The 19,641-nt window shown below is 64.2% G+C and carries 14 protein-coding genes; 9 read left to right on the forward strand and 5 right to left on the reverse strand.

The window, feature by feature from the left end:
- Nucleotides 1–77: 77 nt before the first annotated feature.
- The gene (locus F3H96_RS27435; RefSeq protein WP_149804793.1) at nucleotides 78–1,373 is read left to right on the forward strand and encodes a lipopolysaccharide biosynthesis protein; all 1,296 of its coding nucleotides are present in this window, start codon (nucleotides 78–80) and stop codon (nucleotides 1,371–1,373) included.
- A 51-nt stretch (nucleotides 1,374–1,424) separates the two neighbouring features.
- On the opposite strand, the gene F3H96_RS27440 is transcribed toward F3H96_RS27435, so the two are convergent.
- Genes F3H96_RS27440 through F3H96_RS27450 form a run of 3 tightly spaced genes read right to left on the reverse strand, consistent with a single transcriptional unit; the run spans nucleotide 1,425 to nucleotide 4,305 of the window.
- A complete protein-coding gene (locus tag F3H96_RS27440; protein WP_149804794.1) occupies nucleotides 1,425–2,348 on the reverse strand; it encodes a DUF6492 family protein in 924 nt (307 codons plus the stop codon).
- Nucleotides 2,345–3,139, reverse strand: a complete 795-nt coding sequence (locus tag F3H96_RS27445; RefSeq protein WP_149804795.1) for a WecB/TagA/CpsF family glycosyltransferase — start codon at nucleotides 3,137–3,139, stop codon at nucleotides 2,345–2,347. The genes F3H96_RS27440 and F3H96_RS27445 overlap by 4 nt, the downstream gene beginning before the upstream one ends.
- The gene (locus F3H96_RS27450) at nucleotides 3,136–4,305 is read right to left on the reverse strand and encodes a glycosyltransferase (protein WP_149804796.1); all 1,170 of its coding nucleotides are present in this window, start codon (nucleotides 4,303–4,305) and stop codon (nucleotides 3,136–3,138) included. The genes F3H96_RS27445 and F3H96_RS27450 overlap by 4 nt, the downstream gene beginning before the upstream one ends.
- A 169-nt stretch (nucleotides 4,306–4,474) precedes the next feature.
- Between F3H96_RS27450 and F3H96_RS27455 the strand changes: the two genes are divergently transcribed.
- From F3H96_RS27455 to proC, 3 genes are all read left to right on the forward strand, one after another.
- Nucleotides 4,475–5,473 carry a glycosyltransferase gene (locus tag F3H96_RS27455; RefSeq protein ID WP_149804797.1) on the forward strand — a complete coding sequence of 333 codons (999 nt, stop codon included), beginning with the start codon at nucleotides 4,475–4,477 and terminating at the stop codon, nucleotides 5,471–5,473.
- The gene (locus F3H96_RS27460) at nucleotides 5,442–6,761 is read left to right on the forward strand and encodes an O-antigen ligase (protein WP_149804798.1); all 1,320 of its coding nucleotides are present in this window, start codon (nucleotides 5,442–5,444) and stop codon (nucleotides 6,759–6,761) included. The genes F3H96_RS27455 and F3H96_RS27460 overlap by 32 nt, the downstream gene beginning before the upstream one ends.
- An 81-nt stretch (nucleotides 6,762–6,842) precedes the next feature.
- Nucleotides 6,843–7,658 (forward strand): pyrroline-5-carboxylate reductase, encoded by an 816-nt coding sequence (gene proC / locus F3H96_RS27465; protein ID WP_149804799.1) that lies wholly within the window; start codon nucleotides 6,843–6,845, stop codon nucleotides 7,656–7,658.
- Here the strand turns inward: proC and F3H96_RS27470 are convergent.
- Nucleotides 7,633–8,973: an NAD(P)H-dependent oxidoreductase gene (locus F3H96_RS27470; RefSeq protein WP_149804800.1), complete on the reverse strand. Its 1,341-nt coding sequence runs from the start codon at nucleotides 8,971–8,973 to the stop codon at nucleotides 7,633–7,635. The two genes, proC and F3H96_RS27470, sit on opposite strands and share 26 nt — an antisense overlap.
- A 651-nt stretch (nucleotides 8,974–9,624) precedes the next feature.
- On the opposite strand from F3H96_RS27470, the gene F3H96_RS27475 reads away from it, so the two are divergent.
- The 4 genes from F3H96_RS27475 to F3H96_RS27490 are packed head-to-tail and all read left to right on the forward strand — an operon-like array spanning nucleotide 9,625 to nucleotide 15,121.
- Complete coding sequence (locus tag F3H96_RS27475) at nucleotides 9,625–11,013, forward strand: TolC family protein (RefSeq protein ID WP_244620170.1); 1,389 nt, start codon at nucleotides 9,625–9,627, stop codon at nucleotides 11,011–11,013.
- 39 nt (nucleotides 11,014–11,052) lie between these two features.
- Complete coding sequence (locus F3H96_RS27480) at nucleotides 11,053–13,185, forward strand: type I secretion system permease/ATPase (protein ID WP_149804802.1); 2,133 nt, start codon at nucleotides 11,053–11,055, stop codon at nucleotides 13,183–13,185.
- Between the two features lie 15 nt (nucleotides 13,186–13,200).
- The gene (locus F3H96_RS27485; RefSeq protein ID WP_149804803.1) at nucleotides 13,201–14,490 is read left to right on the forward strand and encodes an HlyD family type I secretion periplasmic adaptor subunit; all 1,290 of its coding nucleotides are present in this window, start codon (nucleotides 13,201–13,203) and stop codon (nucleotides 14,488–14,490) included.
- Nucleotides 14,480–15,121, forward strand: a complete 642-nt coding sequence (locus F3H96_RS27490; protein ID WP_149804804.1) for a ribbon-helix-helix domain-containing protein — start codon at nucleotides 14,480–14,482, stop codon at nucleotides 15,119–15,121. Before F3H96_RS27485 ends, F3H96_RS27490 begins: the two co-directional genes overlap by 11 nt.
- Nucleotides 15,122–15,301: 180 nt before the next feature.
- Here F3H96_RS27490 and F3H96_RS27495 read toward each other — a convergent pair whose 3' ends face one another.
- Nucleotides 15,302–16,237: a transglutaminase-like cysteine peptidase gene (locus F3H96_RS27495; RefSeq protein WP_149804805.1), complete on the reverse strand. Its 936-nt coding sequence runs from the start codon at nucleotides 16,235–16,237 to the stop codon at nucleotides 15,302–15,304.
- A 323-nt stretch (nucleotides 16,238–16,560) separates the two neighbouring features.
- Between F3H96_RS27495 and F3H96_RS27500 the strand changes: the two genes are divergently transcribed.
- The coding region (locus tag F3H96_RS27500; RefSeq protein WP_210248179.1) for a VCBS domain-containing protein at nucleotides 16,561–19,641 on the forward strand (3,081 nt) is incomplete at its 3' end.

The raw sequence follows: 19,641 nt of genomic DNA on the forward strand, positions 1-19,641 counted from the left end.
GTTTGCGGCATCTCGGCGCCGCCGAGGTGGCTGCCAAACGCCGCGTTAAACTTTCAAGCCTATCTATCGCCGCGGACATGACCCAGGCCAGCGACATACCGCAAAGGCGGACCTTCGCGCGGATCGGCCGCTTGGCGGCCACCCGCCGGAGACTGGTGCTCGACTATTTTTCGGCGATCAGCGGCGCCGGCGGCCGGCTGGTGTTTTCGCTGGCCTATTTCGTGGCTTTGGCCAACACGCTTTCGATCGCCGAGTTCGGCATGTTCGCCACCGCCTCGGCCGCCGGCATCATGCTGTCGCGCATCCTCGCCTTCGGCTTCATCTCGGCACTCTACCGCACCGCAACGATCCGCCCCAATCTGATCGGCACCTTCACCGCCGGCTTCCTGCTTCTCGGCGTGTTGTCGCTGCCGTTCCTCGCCGCCGCGTCCTACGTCGTCTACCTGGCCTTCTTTTCCCGCACCGTGCCGCTGTCGGCCTTCGCCGCGGTCGTCTTCGCCGAGGCGCTTTTGTGGCGACCGGTCGAAGTCGTGCTGATCGTCAACAACGGGCTGGGCAAGTTCGGGCGGGCGGCGGTGCTTGCCATCCTGGCGACGGCGCTCCGGGCAGTCGGCGCGATGCTGTTCATGCTTGCCGCGCAGCACACCATCGGCGTCTGGTCGCTGTTCTACATCGGCGCCAATGCCGCCTCGCTCGTCGTTGCCTTTGCCTTCTTCTACCCGCGCCAGCGGCTGAGGCTGCGCGCCGAACTCTATTTCAGGCGGCTCGCCGATTCCGTCTACGTCGCCGGCTCCGAAGTGCTGTTCTACCTGCAGATGGAGTTCGACAAGCTCCTTGTGCTGTCGATCGGCGGACCGCATCTGGCCGGCATCTACGCCATCATCATGCGGCTGGTCGATCTGACCGCGATCCCGATCCGCACCTTCTCGATGATGCTGGTGCAGCGCATGATGCGGGCGCCGGAGCTTCTATCGCGGCTGGCGGTCAAGAGCGGCATCGAAGGCGGCGTGTTCCTGGTCTCGACCCTGGCGCTGGTGTCGCTCGGCATCGTGCTGCACTTCTTCCCGAATGCGCTCGGCAAGAATGTCGCCGAGGCAGCGCCGCTGGTCGCGCTCGCGTTCTGCGTGCCGGGCCTGCGCAATCTCATCGAATACCAGGCCGAGCTTCTGTTCGCGCGCGGGCAGACGGCGGTGCGGGCGATCAATCTCGGCCTGCTCGCCGCCTTGAAGGGGGTGCTCCTGACCTATGTGCTGACGACCATCCCGGACACAGCCAAACTGGTGCTGTCGCTCAACATCGTCTTCCTGCTGCTTTATCTGGCCTCGATGCTGCTGACCTATTCGGCCATGCGCCGGCCGGCGAAAGCGATCTGATTCAGGTGAGGCCGGCCTGCAATGGCGGCCTGACCTGAATCTCAGCGCGGTCTATTCAAGCCCGATCAGGCGGCGGATGCGGCCGATGTCGGTGCCGATGAAGGACTGCATGCCGATCGCCACCTGCTCCGGCGCCATTGCGTCGACAAAGCGGCGGAATTGTTCGTCCGTCAACGCTTCACCGTTCCAGTGGACGTGGCAGAATTCCTCCGAACCGTGGAAATGGCCGGCGCCCGCAAGCACTTCGTCGACATAGCGGCCATAGATCATGCATTCGGAGAATTGGCGCGCCGAGCCGACGACGCCGACCCAGTCTCGGCTATGCACCTTCTCGATGCGGTCGCACATCGCGTTGACCGTCTCGCGGCGCCAGGCGATCAGCGTCGAGATGTAATCATCGTTGGAAATGTTGCCCGGCTCGATGCCAAGCGCCGCACCCGCATTGCGCGACCAGACACGATGCTCGTCATGGCCTTCATTGGCAAGCGCGCCTTCGCGCCGGAACAGCCGCACCTTGCCGTCGCGCCAGAAGGCGTTCGCATCGAACGGTTTCAGGAAGGCGACGTCGGAATCGCAGAAGACCAGCACGTCCTCCCTCGCGTGACCGCCGATGGCGATGCGGCGCAATTGCTGCACATGCCATCCGCGCAGCGGCTGCGTTTTCAGGCTAAGCCAGACGCGGCGGCGGAACCCGCTCAGCGGATCATCGAAAACGCGCAGCCAGCGCGGCAGCAGGTCCCGCTCGTCGACGATGATGCGGCGGCTGCCCTCCAACTGGCGAAACAGCGCGACGTCGCGATGCTCGGTGAGGATGTAATGATGCGCAATACCGGTGACGTGGCGGTCGATGGTTTCGCACAGCAGCCGGCAGCGTTCGAAATCGGGCGCATAGCTTGCGGTGACGATCGCGGCCGAAGGTTTGCGCGGCAGCGGTTCGGTGGCGGTGGCGGCGTCCGGCATGAAGTGGCTGTTCACCGGCGCGCCTCCGCGGGCCGCGGTGCGTGCGACAGCTTCTGCTTGACGACGCGCCACAGGAACAACGGATTGCCGACGATGTAGCGGCGCCACAGCCGGCCGGGTTCGATCCACAGGCGGAACAGCCATTCGAGGCGCAGCCGCCGCAGCCACAGCGGCGCGCGCGGCACCGAGCCGCTCATGAAATCGAGCAGCGCACCGACGGCGACCGGCAGCGTGCAATGGCCACTGTCGATGTGGCGCTCGATCCACAACTCCTGGCGCGGAACGCCCATGGCGACGAGCAATATATCCGGCCGCAGCCTGGCGATGCGATCGAGGATCGCCGGCTCCTCGGCGGCCGAGAAGAAGCCGTCATGGATGACGACGAATTTGTGCTGCACGGCAAGCGTCGAAAGCTTCGCGCATGCCGCTTCGGCATTGACGCGCGTGGTGCCGAGCAGCGCCACCGTCAGGGGATGGGACGCCGCCTGCAGGAAGGCCGGAATAAAATCGGTGCCGTTGAGATTGCTGGGGAAAGGCGCGCCGTAGAGCAGCTTTGCCGCCACGTCGACGCCAACGCCGTCAGGCAGGATGAGGAAGTCTTCCAGCGCCTCGGCAAACACCGGATCGGTGCAGGCAAGGTTGGCATTGTGGGCATTGAGAAAGCTCACCTTGGTGAAGCGACGCTCGTCGATCAGTCTTGTGAGCAAGGCGATGGCTTCGTCCCAGCGTATGGCCAACACCGGAATGCCCAAGATGGTCTTCAGCGTGTCGAAGCCGAAGGCGGCGCGCGCGGTGTGCATATTCATGCGGCGACCTCCCGCCTGACGTTGCCGAGCTTCTCCAGCGCAAGTCCGATCGCAGTGTCGAGCGCCTGCAACTGGCGGCGATGGAAGGCGCCGCCATCCACGTCGCGGACATCGGTCGCCGCCTGGAGGGCGGCCGCGAACGCGATCGGATCGTCGGTCACCACGCAGTTGTCGGGGCGATAGCCGATGCCCCGCAGCGAGCGGCTGGTTGCGACCGACGGCAATCCGAGCTCGAAGGTCTCGATGGTTTTCAGCTGCACGCCGCTGCCGGCGGTGCTGATCAAGGGAATGACGGCGGCGCCGCGCACGAAGGCCTGCGCATCCGGAACCCTGCCGACGAAAGCGACGCCCGGATGCGCCGAGGTCACGCCCGAAGGCATATTGCCCGCGATCCTGATACGGAAATCCGGTCTCAGATGGGGAACCACCTTGGTCAGGAACCAGTCGAGCCCGATGCGGTTCGGCTGCCAGGTCCAGGTGCCGATCAGCGCGGCGTCGCAGTCGATGTGGCGCGGCACCTTCCTGGCCGGCGCCTGCGCGCGGGTTACCAACGGCAGCACCGCCGAGCGGCCGTTCGAGGCGATGCCGAGTGCGGCACGGTCTTCTTCCGCCAGCGTGAAGACAAAACGCGCGGCGCCGCAGAGGCGCTCTTCCATGACCTTGAGCAGCCTGGCCTCGCGGCGGAACATCCAGCGCTGAAGCGCGCTGCCGGCCGCAGCGGCATTTTCCTCGGCCGAACGATGCTCGACATTGTGCGCGACGAAGACGAATGGACGGTCGGCGAGCACTTTCTCAAAAGCACCGGCGAACTGCACCGAATTCAGCACATAGCCGTCGAAAGGACCGGCGCGTTCGATCGCGGCGCGGACTTCGGCGTCATGAACGACGCGCAGCTTGACCGAGGAAAAGGTCAGGCCGGCAAGCACCGCCTTGCCCAGCCAGGCAAGCTTGCGCAGCGGCGAAGCGCTTTCGGTGCGGACGTCGACGGCGTCGAGCACGATGGTGTTTTGCGGATCTGACGGGGTTTTTCCTGGCCAGATGAAGCCGATAACCGTCACGCGCATACCAGCGCGCCGCAGCGCATCGATGATCGCGGCGTTGGCAATCTCGTAACCCGACGCGAGAGCGCCATCGGGCACGATCGATGTGGCGAACAGCAGACGCATCTCACCTATCCTTGGCTGCAGCCGGTAGCAAAACGCGGTGAAGCCTTGATTAAATGGCATTTTCAAAGGCAGAAGACCCGGCTTTTCCGGGGCCCGGGCGAGAAGGTGATTAACGAAACGTTATCACCGCGATGCTATCGAGGGCTCGAACCCACGCTGCTGGAAACGGATGATCCCTTTGCCGTCCGACGCTTCTATATCGATCGCGGGGCAGTCGCCGGGGCTTGCCGCCGAGACCGTCGAGGCGGTCGTGACGCTGCCGACTTTCAAGCGGCCGCGGCAGGTGCTGGAAGCCCTGGCTTCGCTCAAGGCGCAGCGGACGGACCGGCGTTTCGCAGTCATCGTCATGGAGAATGAGGCCGGGGCGCGCGAGGGTGCGAGGGCGGTGCTGCCGCTGTTCGAAAGCGGCGAGATCCCCGGCATGGTGATCATCGCGCATGAGCGCGGCAATTGCAGCGCCTACAATGCCGGCTGGCAGACGGCGATCCTGCGGTTTCCCAATTTCAAGCACCTATTGGTCATCGACGACGACGAAGTGGCGGAGCCGGATTGGCTGGAGCGCATGTGCAAGGCAGCCGAGACCCTTCACGCCGATATCGTCGGCGGACCGCAAGTGCCCGTCTTTGCCGACCCGGCGCATGCCAGATGGGCCGAGCACCCGGTCTTTGCACCGCCCTATCGTGAAACGGGCCGCGTGCCGGCGCTCTATTCGTCCGGCAATCTGCTGGTGGGGCGCAACGTGCTGACGGCCATGGGACCGCCCTTCCTCGACCTAAAATTCAATTTCATGGGCGGCGGCGATTCCGACTTCCTCAGCCGTTCGGCGCAGAAAGGCTTCGTGCTCGCCTGGTGCGCCGAGGCAAAAGTCAACGAGACCGTGCCGGCCCGGCGCGTCGAGGCTGACTGGATCCGTGCACGCAGCCTGCGCAACGGCGTGATCTCGACGCTGGTCGAAAAGAAGAAGCGGGCCGGCACGCCGCTCGCCGGCCTCAAAGTTTTCCTGAAAAGCCTGGCGCTGCTTGCCGCCTCGCCGCTGCGCGGCGCCATCCGGCTGGCGCGAACCGGCTCGCCGACGACGGGCCTCTATCCGGTCTATGTCGCGCTCGGCCGGGTGCTTGCCGAATTCGGATATGCCAATGAGCAGTACCGACAGCCTGAGAAGAATTGAACGCGCGCCGCTCAGCGCCGCTTTCACCCGCGACGGCGTCGCCACGACGATCGCCGCGCTGTTGTTCACCGTCATCATCGTCTCGTTCCGGCCCTTCCAGCCGGCAGGCGCGGAACTGACCGGCGATGGCGGCGACATCGTCAACCAGCTTGGCTTCGGCTCGCTTGGCGCCGTCTCGATCTTCGCGCTGCTTGCCTTCGCCGATCCGCGCGTGGTGCGCTCGCTGGTCAGCCCCTCCTGGGCGCTGATGCTGGGCTTCTTCTTCCTGTCGGTGGTGCTGGCGACCGATCCGCCGGCTGCAATGCGCGCCGCCTCCTTCACCATGATCGGCATCATCACCATGGCGACGATCCTGGTCTTGCCGCGCGACGCCGACTCCTTCGCCAGGGTCGTGATCTTCACCGCGGTCGTCGTGATCGGCCTCTCCTATATCGGCCTGATCGTCTTCCCGCATGAGGCGCTGCATACCGCCGACTCGCAGGAACCCGAGCATGCGGGCCTGTGGCGCGGCGTCTTCACCCACAAGAACATCGCCGGCCCGGTGATGGCCTGTTTCAGCTTCGCAGGGCTCTATCTCTTCCGGCGCGGCCAGCGCTGGTGGGGCGCCGGCATCTTCTGCGCGGCGATGGTGTTCATGCTGCACACCGGCTCCAAGACGACGGCCGGACTGATCCCGTTCTCGATCATGATCGTCGTGCTGCCCAGCCTCATCGGCATGCGGCTCGGCACGCCGATCCTGTTCCTCGCGGCCATCATCGCGACGGCCGTCGGGACGCTTGGCATCGTCTTCATCGCGCCGGTGAAACACCTGGCCGCGATCTATTTCCCGGACCTGACATATACGGGGCGCACGACGCTTTGGGAGTTCGCCGGCGGGATGCTGGCGAAGAAGCCATGGACGGGTTACGGCTACGAAAGCTTCTGGGGAACGCCGCTGCTGCTCAACCAGGACCAGCCCTTCGACCGGCCCTGGGATATCCGCACCATCGTGCACGGCCATGACGGCTATCTCGACATCGCCGTGCTGATGGGCATCCCGGCGCTCTGCGTCGCCGTCTACACCTTCCTGATCGCGCCGTTGCGCGACTACATGCGCATACCGGCGCGCAAGGAAAATATCTTCCTGGGCGATTTCTTCATGATGGTGGTGCTGTTCACGGCGCTGAACGCTTTCCTCGAAAGCTTCTTCTTCCACCGCGGCGATCCAGTCTGGCTGTTCTTCTTGCTCGGCGTGCTTGGCCTCAGACAAGTCTCGCTGCGGCCGATCCCGGTTCGCCGCCGCGGCTGATCCTGGACAGTCGATCTCCTGCGACTGGACTTTTCCCGCGCACCGCAAACGTCTAAGGAAAACCTTCTTGCGGAGGCTTTCATGACGATCAGGCTCGTTCTCGCCGGTTGCGGCAATATGGGATACGCCATGCTGTCGGGCTGGCTGAAATCGGCAAAGCTCGAGCCGTCGGCGGTGTTCGTGGTCGAGCCCAACGCCGAACTGCGCCAGCGCGCCGAACATCTCGGCTGCCGCGCCGCCGCCGATGCCGCAGCTATTCCGGCCGACGCGGCGCCCGATCTCGTCGTCCTTGCGGTAAAGCCGCAGGTGATCCGCGAGGTGACGGCGCACTACAAGCGCTTCGGCGACGGCAGGACCAGCTTTCTCAGCATTGCCGCCGGCACCCCGGTGGCGACCTTCGAGGAAATCCTGGGTGAGCTCGCGCCGGTCATCCGCTGCATGCCGAACACGCCGGCCGCGATCGGCAAGGGCATGTTGGTGGTGTTTTCCAACCCGCTGGTCTCCGACGACGTCCGCCGCTTCGTCGCCGAACTGCTTTCGGCAAGCGGTGTCGTGACGACGATCGACGACGAGGGCCTCATGGACGCCGTGACGGCCGTCTCCGGCTCCGGCCCGGCCTATGTCTTCCATTTCATCGAGGCGCTGACGGTTGCGGCCGAGAAAGCCGGCCTGCCGGCCGAGACCGCCAAGCTGCTTGCCATGCAGACCGTTTTCGGCGCCGCCTCGCTCGCCGCCGAAAGCGACGAGGAGCCGGGCGTGCTGCGCCAGCAGGTGACCAGCCCCAACGGCACGACCGCGGCGGCGCTTGCGGTGCTGATGGGCGGAGACCGGCTGACGGAACTCGTCACCGAAGCGGTCGAGGCCGCACGGCTCAGGTCGATAGAGCTGGGGAAGTAATCGCCGCGCTGTAAAGCATCTCGTCCTGGAGCTTGCGCAAAGCATACAGCCGAGTCGTCCGGTCGGGCGATGCATTGTCTTGCGTCAGCAGTTCGCCCTTCCTGACCGGCTTCAGCACCTTGCCGCCTTCGAGCAGCCCGACCGGCACGGCGCGGCTTGCGCGAGCGTCAGCGACCGTCATCGTCCAGGAACGATAACAGGTTTCACCGATCGCATCGAACGTCTCGCCGGCGGCAAGGTCGCGCTTGGCGAGCGCGCAGACTTCCGCCACCGGCTTCGGCAGCGGCACCATGTCGGACTTGCCATGGAGCATGATGCGGGCGGCGGTCAGCGGCACCTCCAGCGAGGTCAGGTGATAGGGGCGGAACAGGCCGTAATAAGGACCCTTGCCGACATGGAGATCGTCCATGCGCTCGACGATGCGCGGATGCATCGCCTCGACGATGACGAAGACGCCGGGCGCCACGCCTTTCCCGATCGTGTAGTCGACGACACCTTTCCTCGACAGGAGGCCGCCATCCTCCTTCGGGATCAGCACCTTGGCGAGCTGATCGCGATCGGCCTTGGGTCCGTGCATGCCGGGAACATCCGGCACCAGGCCGGTGGCGTTGGCGATGGCACACATTTCGACCATGGTTTTCGAGCCGTCGACGAACTCGACCAGCATGCGCGGGTTCATGTTGCGGCGGGCCGCCTCTTCCCGGTAGTCGTCCGGAACGGCGTCGTGGTTGAGCGGATTGTTCTTGCCCTTGCCGGCCGAGACGATGGTGTAGCCGAGCGCCGACGCGAACTCGATCAGTTCCATGCAGCTCGACGGCTCGTCGCCGGCTCCGACCGAGTAGACGACGCCCAGCCGGTCGGCCTGCTGCTTCAAATAGCAGCCGATGGTGACGTCAGCCTCGACATTCATCATCACCAAATGCTTGCCATGCTCCATGGCCATCAGGTCGAAATCGGCAGCAACTCCAGGTTTTCCGGTGGCATCGATGACGACGTCGACCAGCGGGTTGGTGACCAGCATCTCGTTCGAGGTGATGGCGATCCTGCCGCCCTCGATCGCCTGCGTGACCCTGGAATCCGTATCCGCCTCCACGGCCATCGCCTCGTCGCCATAGGCGATGCGGACCGCCTCACGGGCGGTATGCGGGCGGCGCGTGGAAATGGCGGCGATCGAAATGCCCTGCATCAGCATGCCCTGCGTCACCAGATCGGTGCCCATTTCGCCGGAGCCGATGACGCCGATGCGCACCGGCTTGCCGGCGGCGGCGCGTCGGGCGAGATCGCGGGCAAGCCCGGTCAGGGCGACATTGGTCATGCAACAAGATCCACGCTTTTTGACTGCGGCTCGCAATACAGCGAACGAACCGCGTTGCCAACCAAATCGACGCGGACAAGCTCGCCTAGCCCATCGACAACACGCGCAGTATTGCACGACGCGAGCCAGGTTTTTGGCGGATCTATCGTGTCGAAAAAACCGTGACTGCCCGACCTTGCGACGGAATGTGAGGCGACGATCTTGATGCAGGCTGCAGAACAGGCCCGACACCGGTTCGATGATCTTGCGACTGCCCGGACACTACCCATTCGACACGGTCGGATTGTGCCACGGCGTCGAACTATGCTTGGACATGGCGACTGCACGATTCGCCATTGTTACAGACCATTAACCATCGCGGCCCGTTTAAGACTTGAAGCCACCGGCCCTTCCGGGCCCGGTTTCTGTGCCATTTTTGTTACAGGCTGAACCACTAATGGTGGGAATCGTCGTTTTGAGGGGTGTCTAATCCATTATATGCTCACACCCTCGAAAAATCTGATAGATACTCGTGCGAAAGCTCTGGTGGCAGGCTTGGGCAAATAAGCGTCAATAAAAACCAAATGGCGCGGGGATAGTCACGGGGTAGATATGAACAGGACGGGTAAAGTGACCGTCGGCTGGCGAATTGCGCTTGCCGTTACGGTGTCGATGCTGGCTTGTGGTAGCGCCAGCGCACTCACGCTCAAAGAAGCTGTTGCGGTCGCTGTGGAATCCAATCCAGAGATTGGACAGGCGATCGAAAACCGCGAAGCGATCGAATTCGAGCTGCGTCAGGCAAAAGGCCTTTATCTTCCCAGCGTCGACCTGGAAGCGTCGACCGGCGTTCGCCGGCTGGACAACGACACGCGGCGTGCGCTGGACCAGGATCATGACGCCCTTTATCCGAATGAGGCCGACCTCACGGTCTCGCAGACGCTTTATGACAGCGGCGCAAGGCGGGCCGAACTGAACCGCCAGGCCTCGCGGGTCGACGGGGCTTCCTTCCGGGTTCTCGAGCGGTCCGAATTCATCGGGCTTGCGGTCGTCCAGGATTATCTGGAGTACATGCTGCAGGCTTCGATCGTGGCCGAGGCCAAGAAGAACCTCGGCTTCCATCAGTCCATTCTCAGCGACATCAAGCAAGGCATCGCGGGCGGCGCGCTCAACGACGCCGACCGGCAGCAGGCCGAGGAACGTCTCTTTGCCGCCAAGGCGCGGATGCAGGAGGCGACGGAAGAACTCGAGGCGGCCAAGATCCGCTTCTTCAAGAATGTCGGCAAGCCGCTGACCGGCGCGTCGCGACCGGCCGACGTGTCGGCCGCCCTGCCACGCTCGCTGGACGATGCGATCGGGCTCGCCAGGCAGAACAATCCGCGCGTCCATATGGCCAACAGCGATATCGACGCCGCGGCTTCGCTGGTCGATGCGGCACGGGCGAAATACGGCCCGACGATTACCGCCGAGGGCGTGGCCCGGGGCGGATATGATATCGACGGCGACAATGGCGACGCAAGCGACCTGCAGGCTCGGGTGGTGCTGCGCTGGAATCTCTATCGCGGCGGCATCGACAAGGCCAATGAACAGGAACAGATCCGCCGCACCAGTGAGCAGCGTCTTGCGCTGCACCAGGTGCTGCGCGAGATCGAGGAAGCCGTCCGGACCTCATGGGACCGCCGCTTCCGCCAGGCGGAACTGGCAAAGACGCTGCGGCAGCAGGCGGCCACCAATGAAAAGCTCGTCGCTTCCTACCGCGAGCAGTTCAAGGTCGGGCAGCGCTCGCTGCTCGATGTGCTCGATGCTCAGAACACGCGCTTCAACACCGCAACCCTGGCCGACACGTCGTCTTACGCGTCGCTGTTTGCCGAATACCGGCTGCTCGCCGCAACCGGGGAATTGCTGAAGACGCTCAACATCCAACCGGCCAAGCAGGCCACGGCCTATGCGCGCACCGAGTTCGGCGCGCCCGCAACGGCCGATACCGAAACTTATGCGCGGACCCCGTCGGAGCAGAAGAACGATCTGCCGTTCGACATCCTCGCGCCGGTCAGGAAGAAGTAGCCGATGTAAACGTCGATCTTAAGTCCTTCGGGGCGGATCGTGAACCAGCAACCTAACATTCTATCGCCCAAAGAGGCCTTCAAAGCCTGCTTCTGCGCCGTTGCGGCCTATCTCGGCAGGCCGAGCGCGGAAACCGTGTTGTTCGCCGGGGTGCCGATTTCGGAGACTCGCATCGAGCCGGACGAAATCCGCCACCTCGCCGAGCGCATCGGCCTCGAGGTGCAGGATTTCAGCCATCGCGATTTCCTGCGCGGCCGCTTCGATCTTCCGGCCATCGTCTTCCGCGTCAGCCAGTTGCCGGTCGCCCTCCTGGCGGAAATCGAAGGCGGGCAATATCTGACTGCGCCGCAGGAAAACGGCCGCACCGCGATCGACAGGTCGGAACTCGCCGAAAGCCATATCAGCGGCGGCACGTCCTTTTCGATCACCTATGCAAACGCGGCCGAAGAGATGACGGTCGGCACCGCCGCGCGGATCGAAAGGCGGCACTGGCTGACCGGCACCATGGGCGCGTTCTGGCGCACCTACTCCAAAGTGGTGCTGTCGGCGGTCTTCATCAATCTGCTGGCGATCGCCTCGCCGATCTTCACCATGAACGTCTACGACCGCATCCTGCCGAACAAGGCGATAGCCACGCTGTGGGTGCTGGCGCTCGGCATCGGCGCGGCCATCCTGTTCGACCTGCTCCTCAAGACGGCCAGGGCGTCACTGATCGACTATGCCGGACGCAGGGCGGATCTGCGGATTTCCTATCTGCTGTTCGAAAAAGTGTTGAATTCGTCGCTTTCGGCCCGGCCAGGGTCGACGGGCGAATATGCAAATCGTGTTACGCAATACGAATTCGTGCGCGAGTTCTTCACCTCGAACACCATCAGCGTCTTCATCGATACCATCTTCGTCTTCGTCTTCCTGCTGGTCATCTACGCCATCGGCGGCTGGCTGGTGATCATACCGGCGCTGGCCTTCGTCATCTCCGTCATTGTCGGGCTGATCACGCAGCGGCGGATCGGCAAGCGGGTCGCCGCCTCGATGAACGAGGCGTCGCAGCGCCAGGCGCTGCTGGTCGAGTCCATTTCCACGCTGGAGACGATCAAATCGCTGCGCGCCGAAGCGTACCTGCTGCGCAAATGGGGCGAGCACTCGAAGAACGCGGCCAATACGTCCGAGAAGATCAAGGAGCTCTCGGCGGCGGCGGGCAACATCACCGGCGCCATCCAGCAATTGGTGACGGTCGCCCTGGTCGTTGCCGGCGCATATGCGTTCTCGGAAGGCCAGGTTTCGACAGGCGCCATCATCGGCACCGTCATGCTGGCCGGACGGGCCGTGGCGCCGCTCAGTCAGATCGCCATCACGCTTGCCCGGTTTCGGCAGGCGATGCTGTCGCTCAAGATCGTCAACACGATCATGTCGCAGCCGGAGGACCGACCCGATACGGTCGGTTTCGTCAACCGGCCGATCCGCAGCGGCGCGCTTGTCTTCAAGAATGTCGGATTCGCCTATCCGGGCACGGAGAACGAGGTCCTGAGCGGGCTCAACATCGCGGTCAAGCCCGGCGAGCGCGTCGGCATCATCGGCCGCATCGGCTCCGGCAAGACCACGATGGGCCGGCTGATCGGCCGGCTTTTCCTGCCGACATCGGGAGAGCTGCTGCTCGACGGCATCGACATCCGCCAATACCACCCGTCGGAGGTCCGCGCCGCGGTCGGCATCGTCGCGCAGGCCGGCGACCTGTTTTCGGGCACCATCAAGGAAAACCTTTTGATGGCAGCGCCTGAAGCGACCGACGAGGAGATCATCGACGCGGCGAAAGCCGCCGGCGTCGATGACTTCGTCTCGCGGCATCCGCGCGGCTACGACATGAATGTCGGCGAGCGAGGCACCAATCTCTCGGGCGGACAACGGCAGGCGGTGGCAATCGCGCGGCTGCTTTTGACCAAACCGAAGATCGTTTTCCTGGACGAGCCGTCGGGTTCGATGGACCTCGCTTCCGAACGGCAATTGATCAAGCAGCTCAAGATGGCGTTCGACCGCGATACGACGCTGATCGTGTCGACCCATCGCTACAGCATGCTCGAACTTGCCGACCGCCTCATCGTCATCGAGCAAGGCCGCATTGTCGCCGACGGACCAAAGGAACGAGTCATCCAGGCATTGCAGAAGGGCAATGCCTGAGCGGAACGCAAAGACATGCTTGCAAGGGAAGATCGCCCACCACTTTTCGCCTCGGCGTCCATCTACATCATCGGGGCGCTGTTCGTGTGTTTCACGGCCTGGGCATCGTTTGCCGAGGTCGATGAGATCGCGCGCGGCGAAGGCAAGGTGATACCGGCCTCGAAGACGCAGATCATTCAGGCCAGCGAGCCCGGCGTCGTGCAGGAGATTGCCGTCAAGATCGGCCAGACCATCAAGAAGAACGACCTCATCATCCGTCTCGACAACTCGGGCAATACGTCGAGCCTCGGCGAGGAGAAGGCCAAGGCGCGCGCGCTGCAGGCGCGCATCGCGCGGCTGCAGTTCGAGCAGAGCGGCAATGTCGAGGGATCGTTTCCCTGCCCTGCGGAGATCCAGAAGGCCGCGCCCGAAATCTGCGACAATGAGCAAAAGCTGCTTGTGGCGCGCCGCGACAATTTCGAAGTGAAGCTCTCGGTGCTCAAGTCGCGGCTCGACCAGCGCGAGAAGGAACTGGACGAGGCCACCGCCAATTCCGACCGCCTGTCCAAGAGCCTGGACGTCACCGACCGGGAAGCGGCGCTGGTCGAGCCCATGGTCAAGAAGGGCCTGATGGCCAGGACCGAACAGCTTCGTGTCGAGCGCGAACAAACCGACCTTCACGGACAGCTGAGCCTCGCCGCCGAGACGATCAAGAAGAGCCAGTCGGCAATCACCGAGGCGCAGCTTCAGGTAAACGAGCTCGGCCTGCAGTTGCAGCAGGAAGCGTTGAGCGATCTGACCCAGGCGCTCGCGGATCTTTCCGTGGTCGACGAAACCATCCGCGGCGCCACCGACAAGGTGGCGCGCACCGACATCCGCTCGCCGGTCGACGGTATCGTCAACACGCTGGACGTCAACACGCTCGGCGCCTTCGTACAGCCCGGCGCAGTGGTGGCCGGCATCGTGCCGACCTCCGAGACGCTGCTTGTCGAAGCACGGGTTTCGCCGCGCGATGTCGCCTTCATCCAGCCGGACCAGGACGCGCTCATCAAGGTCACGGCCTATGATTTCTCGATCTTCGGCGGCATCGAGGGCAAGGTCTCCACCATCACCGCCGACAGCCTCGTCGACCAGAAGACCGGCGAGCCCTACTACCAGGTGCGGGTCGCGACCGAGAAGTCGACGTTGACCAGGAACGGCAAGGCCTATTCGATCATCCCCGGGATGATCTGTTCGGTCGACATCAAGACCGGGCGCAAGACGATCCTCAACTATCTTTTGAAGCCCATCAACAAAGCGCGTCAGGAGGCGATGAGTGAGCGATAGCGTCATCCACCCAGACACTTCGCGCGAACGGCTGCTGCCGGCGCTCGCGGCCGAGGATTTCGGTCCGGAGTTCCGGGTCGTGGCGCGCGGCGGGGTGCGCCGCGGCATCCGGCTTGAGCACGCCTTTTGGGTGTCGCTGAAGCAGATGGCGGAAAGCCGCAAATGCACGATCGGCATGCTGGTCGAGGAGATCGCCGAACACCATCCCGACCAGGGCAATCTCACCTCGGCGATCCGAGTCGCCTGCATGCGCGGCCTCGCCGAGGAGAGCATGGAACTGCGCAAGCTCGCCTCGATCCGCACGATCAACGCGATCCTGATCGCCTGCCCGTCGCCCGCCTTCGCGCTGTCGTCGTCGAAGAAGATCCTGGCCTTCAACACCCCGTTCCAGCAACTGGTCAGGCGTCAATTGCCGAGCGCCCCCGGCGAGGATGGACGGCAAGACCTGAAGCTGGCCTTGGACCTCAACGTTCCCGATATCTTCGCCCGGCTCGACGCCAATGGCGACACGCCCATCAGCACCGGCTTCGTCATCGGCTCCGGTGAGCGGCGCTACCGTGGGCAGCTCAGCGCCGTGCGCGCGCCCGTCACCGAGCCGGAATTGTTGATGGCCTTCGTCTTCAACGGCTAGTTTCGACGGGCTGGACAGTGCCTGCGCCGGCAGACGGAGCGCGTTGATGCTGTGCAGAATTCCGCGCCGCTGCACGCCTCGGCCGAGGTAACGGCAGGGATCCTCGGGGTCTCTTCGCACCGCTTCGCGGCGCTACGTCCAAAGATGACGACTTTGGGGAGGCCTTCGACGCCACGGCCCTCACGGCCGGCTCGGCGATCCTTCGCCGGGCGCCACCGTCGTGAAGCCACCGGCGATGTCGGCGATCTGCGCGCCGGACTTCGATCCATGGATCCAGGCGCGATCCGTGCTAAAGGAATAGAGCGGAACATAATCGGGCAACTCGCTGTCGCGCAGGATGGCGTTGCCGAGGCTATCGAGGATGAAGGTGCCGCTTGCCGTGCTTACCGACAGAACGGCGTGGAAGAACTTGCGGCGACGATCCTGAAGCACCACGAGCGACATGCTCTGTGCCGGGATCCCGGCACGCAACAGCGCCGCCATCTTGAGTATGGCGAAATCCTCGCAATCGCCGGCGCGATGCTCGAGGACCTCCGAGGGCTTTGCCCAGTAGTCGAGCTTGCCGTAGACGACGCTGTCCCTGCGATAGGCGATCAGCCGGTTGATGCTGCTGTTGACGAAGGTGAGCTTGTCGCGAAAGCCCTTGTTCGCAGCTATATTGACGATCTCGGCGAAAACCGGGCTCTCGCGATCGCAGGCGCTGCCCGCGGTGCAATCGACGATGGCGCGATAGACCGGAGCCCAGCGCGCCGCGACGGGAAAGTTGCGCATCGACAAGGCGACGGAGCCGAAAACGCCCGGGATGATCGCGGCCGTCTTGATCGGGTCGATGCCTGCGGCGGGCGTGGCGGTCGAAAGCGCCTCAACCCCATAAGGCGTTGCCGGCGCATAGCCGGCCGAAACGTCGGCGATCCGGTATGCGGCGCTCGGCTGCCAAGGCTGCGGCCGGGTCAGCGAAACGCCGCCCAGGCTCGCCGGCGCCGGCACCCTTTGCAGGGCGCGATCCGCGCCGGAATTCGGGCTGGCGTACGACCCGCCTGCAAGACCGGCAAGGCCGATCGCCAGCAAGAGTACCTTGATCCCCGTCGTCCCCGGGGCTGCTTTTTGTATTTTCATAACGCCCACCTTTGACTGTGGACGCTACCAATCTTGTCTCAAATTATCGGAAAGGAAGGTGGGTAAGTTTCCGCGAATCACTCTATTCTATTTTCAATCAAATTTTATTCAAATTTATACTTTAATTTACCAAAACGGCGGCATTGGCCGCAGCCAATCCGGCGTTCTTCAATAGAACGCATAGCCAGATATATCATGTCGATTTACCAAGTGTAAAAAATGCGATTCTCTACATATTCCAATATATGAAATAGATTGAAGGTCTGTTGCAAAGCCCGAGCCCGGCATGTCTCTTTCCGGGAAACGCCGGAGGGGCTTGAGCTATGACGAACAATATCGAATTCGACGCCGTTTCAAATTCCTGGGACGAGCATTCGACCGCTGGGGAAAATCCGATCTCGACTGGCATCCAGGTGGCGCAGGCCGCCAGCGGCCAGCCGGCGAGCGAGCCGGTGCCGGTCGATGTCGGCAGCGGCGCGCCGGCCCAGGGCGCGGCCAACGCACCGGCCACAAACCAGCCGGCGGCCGATGCGAATGCGCCGGCCTCCAACGCCCCGGCTTCCAATGCCAACGCAAACGCGCCGACCGGAAACGCGCCGGCGGCGAATGCCGCGGCCTCGAACGTTCCGCATGAATATCACGCCGAAGCCGGCAATGTCGTGAAGCTTCCGGCCAATGTCTCGATCGACAACATCAAGGTCGACGGGCACAACCTGGTGCTGGTGCAGCCCGACGGGTCCGAGATCGTCATCAAGGACGGCGCGCTGAACGTGCCGACCTTCATCCTCGGCGACGTCGAGGTGCCACGCGTCGCCCTGATCGCCGCGCTCGAGGCAAGCCATGTCGATGTCGCCTTCGGCGCCGACGGCTCGATCTCTGCGGGCGGCAATGGCGCACCGGGCAGCGCGGGCGGAAATTTCGAACAGCCCCCCGGCGGCATCGGCGACGGCTTCGGCCTCACCGCCCTGCTGCCGCCGACGGACCTCGCGTTCGGCCAGCCGGAGCATCGCGAGCTGTTCCCGGGCCTGCTGCCTGACTCCACGCCGACGATCCTCGACCTGACGCCTTCCGTCGAAGGCGGCGACACCATCGTCGACGAAAAGGGCCTGCCGGTGAGCTCCGGTTCGGAAGGATCGGGCGAAGCGCAGAATCCCGCGCCCAACTCCGATCAGTCCGAGATCAACAGCGGCACCTTCACCGTCAATTCACCCGACGGCATCGGCTCGCTGAACATCAACGGCCAGGTGATCTCGGCCGCCGCGCTCGCCAACAGCGGATCGACGCCGATCGAAATCACCACGCCGCTCGGCAACACGCTGACCATCAATGGCTATGACGCCGCGACCGGCCAGGTGAGCTACACCTACACGCTGCTGCACAGCGAGCCCCATCCCGGCGCGGGAACCGATTCCATCTTCGACAATATGACGGTGACGGTCACCGACAGCGACGGCGACGTCTCGCTTCCCGGTACGCTCTCTGTCCAGATCGTTGACGATGTGCCGACGGCCAATGCCGATACGGACGCTGTGCCTTCGGGCTCACACGCGCCGATCGACGGAAATGTCATCACCGGTGCTGGCAGCGACGGCAATGCTGGCGGGGCGGATATCCAGGGCGCTGACGGCGCAAGCGTGACCTCGGCCTATGGCAAGGACGGCGCGGGCTCGGCGCAGACAGTGACGGGCGCCGGAGTGTCGATCGCGGGCGAGTATGGCACGCTGCTGCTGCACTCCGACGGCACCTACACTTACACCCGCGCGGCGGAGACGAAGGGCGGCGTGGACGACGTGTTCCACTACACGCTGACGGACGGCGACGGCGACCAGTCGTCGACGACGCTGACCATCTCGATCGGCAACACGCCGCCGACCATCGACGGCCTCACTCCGGAAGCCAATGGCGGCGACGTCACCGTCAATGAAGCGGCGCTCAATGCGGGCACGCCGGGCGGACCCGGATCCGACCCGGCAAGCACCGCCGAGACCGGCACAGGGACCTTCACCATAGCCTCGCCCGACGGCATCGCATCGCTGACGATCGACGGCCATGCCTTCATCACCAACGGCGTGTTCACCGCCGACTCCTTCACCACCGCGCTTGGCAACACGCTCAACGTGACCGGCTACAATGCCGCCACCGGCGAGGTGAGCTACACCTATACCTTGCTCGACAATGAGGCGCACGATCCCGTTCAGGGCACCAACAACCTTTTCGAGAATTTCACCGTCTCGCTCACCGACCAGGACGGCCAGAACGCCTCCAGCACGCTCTCTGTCGACATCCTCGATGACGTGCCGACGGCGAAGGCAGATACGGACGCGGCGCAATCCGGCGAGAAGGTGACGGGCAATGTCGAGACCGGCGCGAGCACCCATGGCACCGGCGCGGCGGACACGGCGGGAGCGGACGGAATAGCCTCGATCGCCTGGACGGGCTCGGTTACCAGCAACGGCGTGACGACGGTGACGGGCGCGCATGGCGTGCTGACGGTCTTCGCCAATGGCGATTACAGCTATCAGGCCACCCCGAACGCGCCGACCGGCACCGACGTGTTCAACTACACGATCACCGACGGCGACGGCGACACCTCGTCGGCAACGTTGACGATCGACGTGACCGGCAGCCAGCCGCGTGTGGTGGCGGAGGTCGCCGCGGTCAACGAGGCGGGTATCGACACGACGCCGCCGGCCGGCGACCTCGGCCCCGGCACGGTGGACGGCTCGCATGCAGGCGACGGCTCGGAAACCACGACGGGCACGCTGACGTTCGCGGACCCCGACGGGGCGACGGTGACCGGTGTTGCATCGGGCAATATCGGCAGCGACGTGAGCGGCAATGTCGGCACGAACATCAATGGCACGTACGGCATCCTGCACGTCAACGCGGACGGCACCTACACCTATACGTTGACGTCGCCGGAAGCGAATGTTCCGGCGGGCAACGACGGCGCCAACGTGCAGCCCGGGCAGGATGTGTTCACGTTCACGGTAACCGATGGCCTTGGCAATACGTCGACATCGACGATCTCGATCAATATCACCGACGATGTTCCTACGATCACCAATGCGGTGGTCGGCAGCTCGGTGACGCTGGACGAGACCAACAACGGTCCGACGACGGACGGCGTGCTGAACCCGGCGATCATGACGGCGACGAGCGCTGCGGCGATCGTGACGCTGACCTCCAACTACGGCGCCGACGGCGCCGGCACCACGGCCTATGCGCTGTCGGTGACGAACCCGGCCTCGGGGCTGGCGACGGCGCAGGGCGACCATGCCATCACGCTGGTGCAGGTCGGCGCCACGGTGCAGGGCCAGTACACCGATGCCGGCGGCACCCACACCGCCTTCACGGTGTCGGTCGCTTCCGACGGCAAGATGACGGTGGTGCAGAACGTCGCG

This window comes from Mesorhizobium sp. NFR06, from assembly GCF_900115245.1.
Taxonomy (GTDB): Bacteria; Pseudomonadota; Alphaproteobacteria; order Rhizobiales; family Rhizobiaceae; genus Mesorhizobium.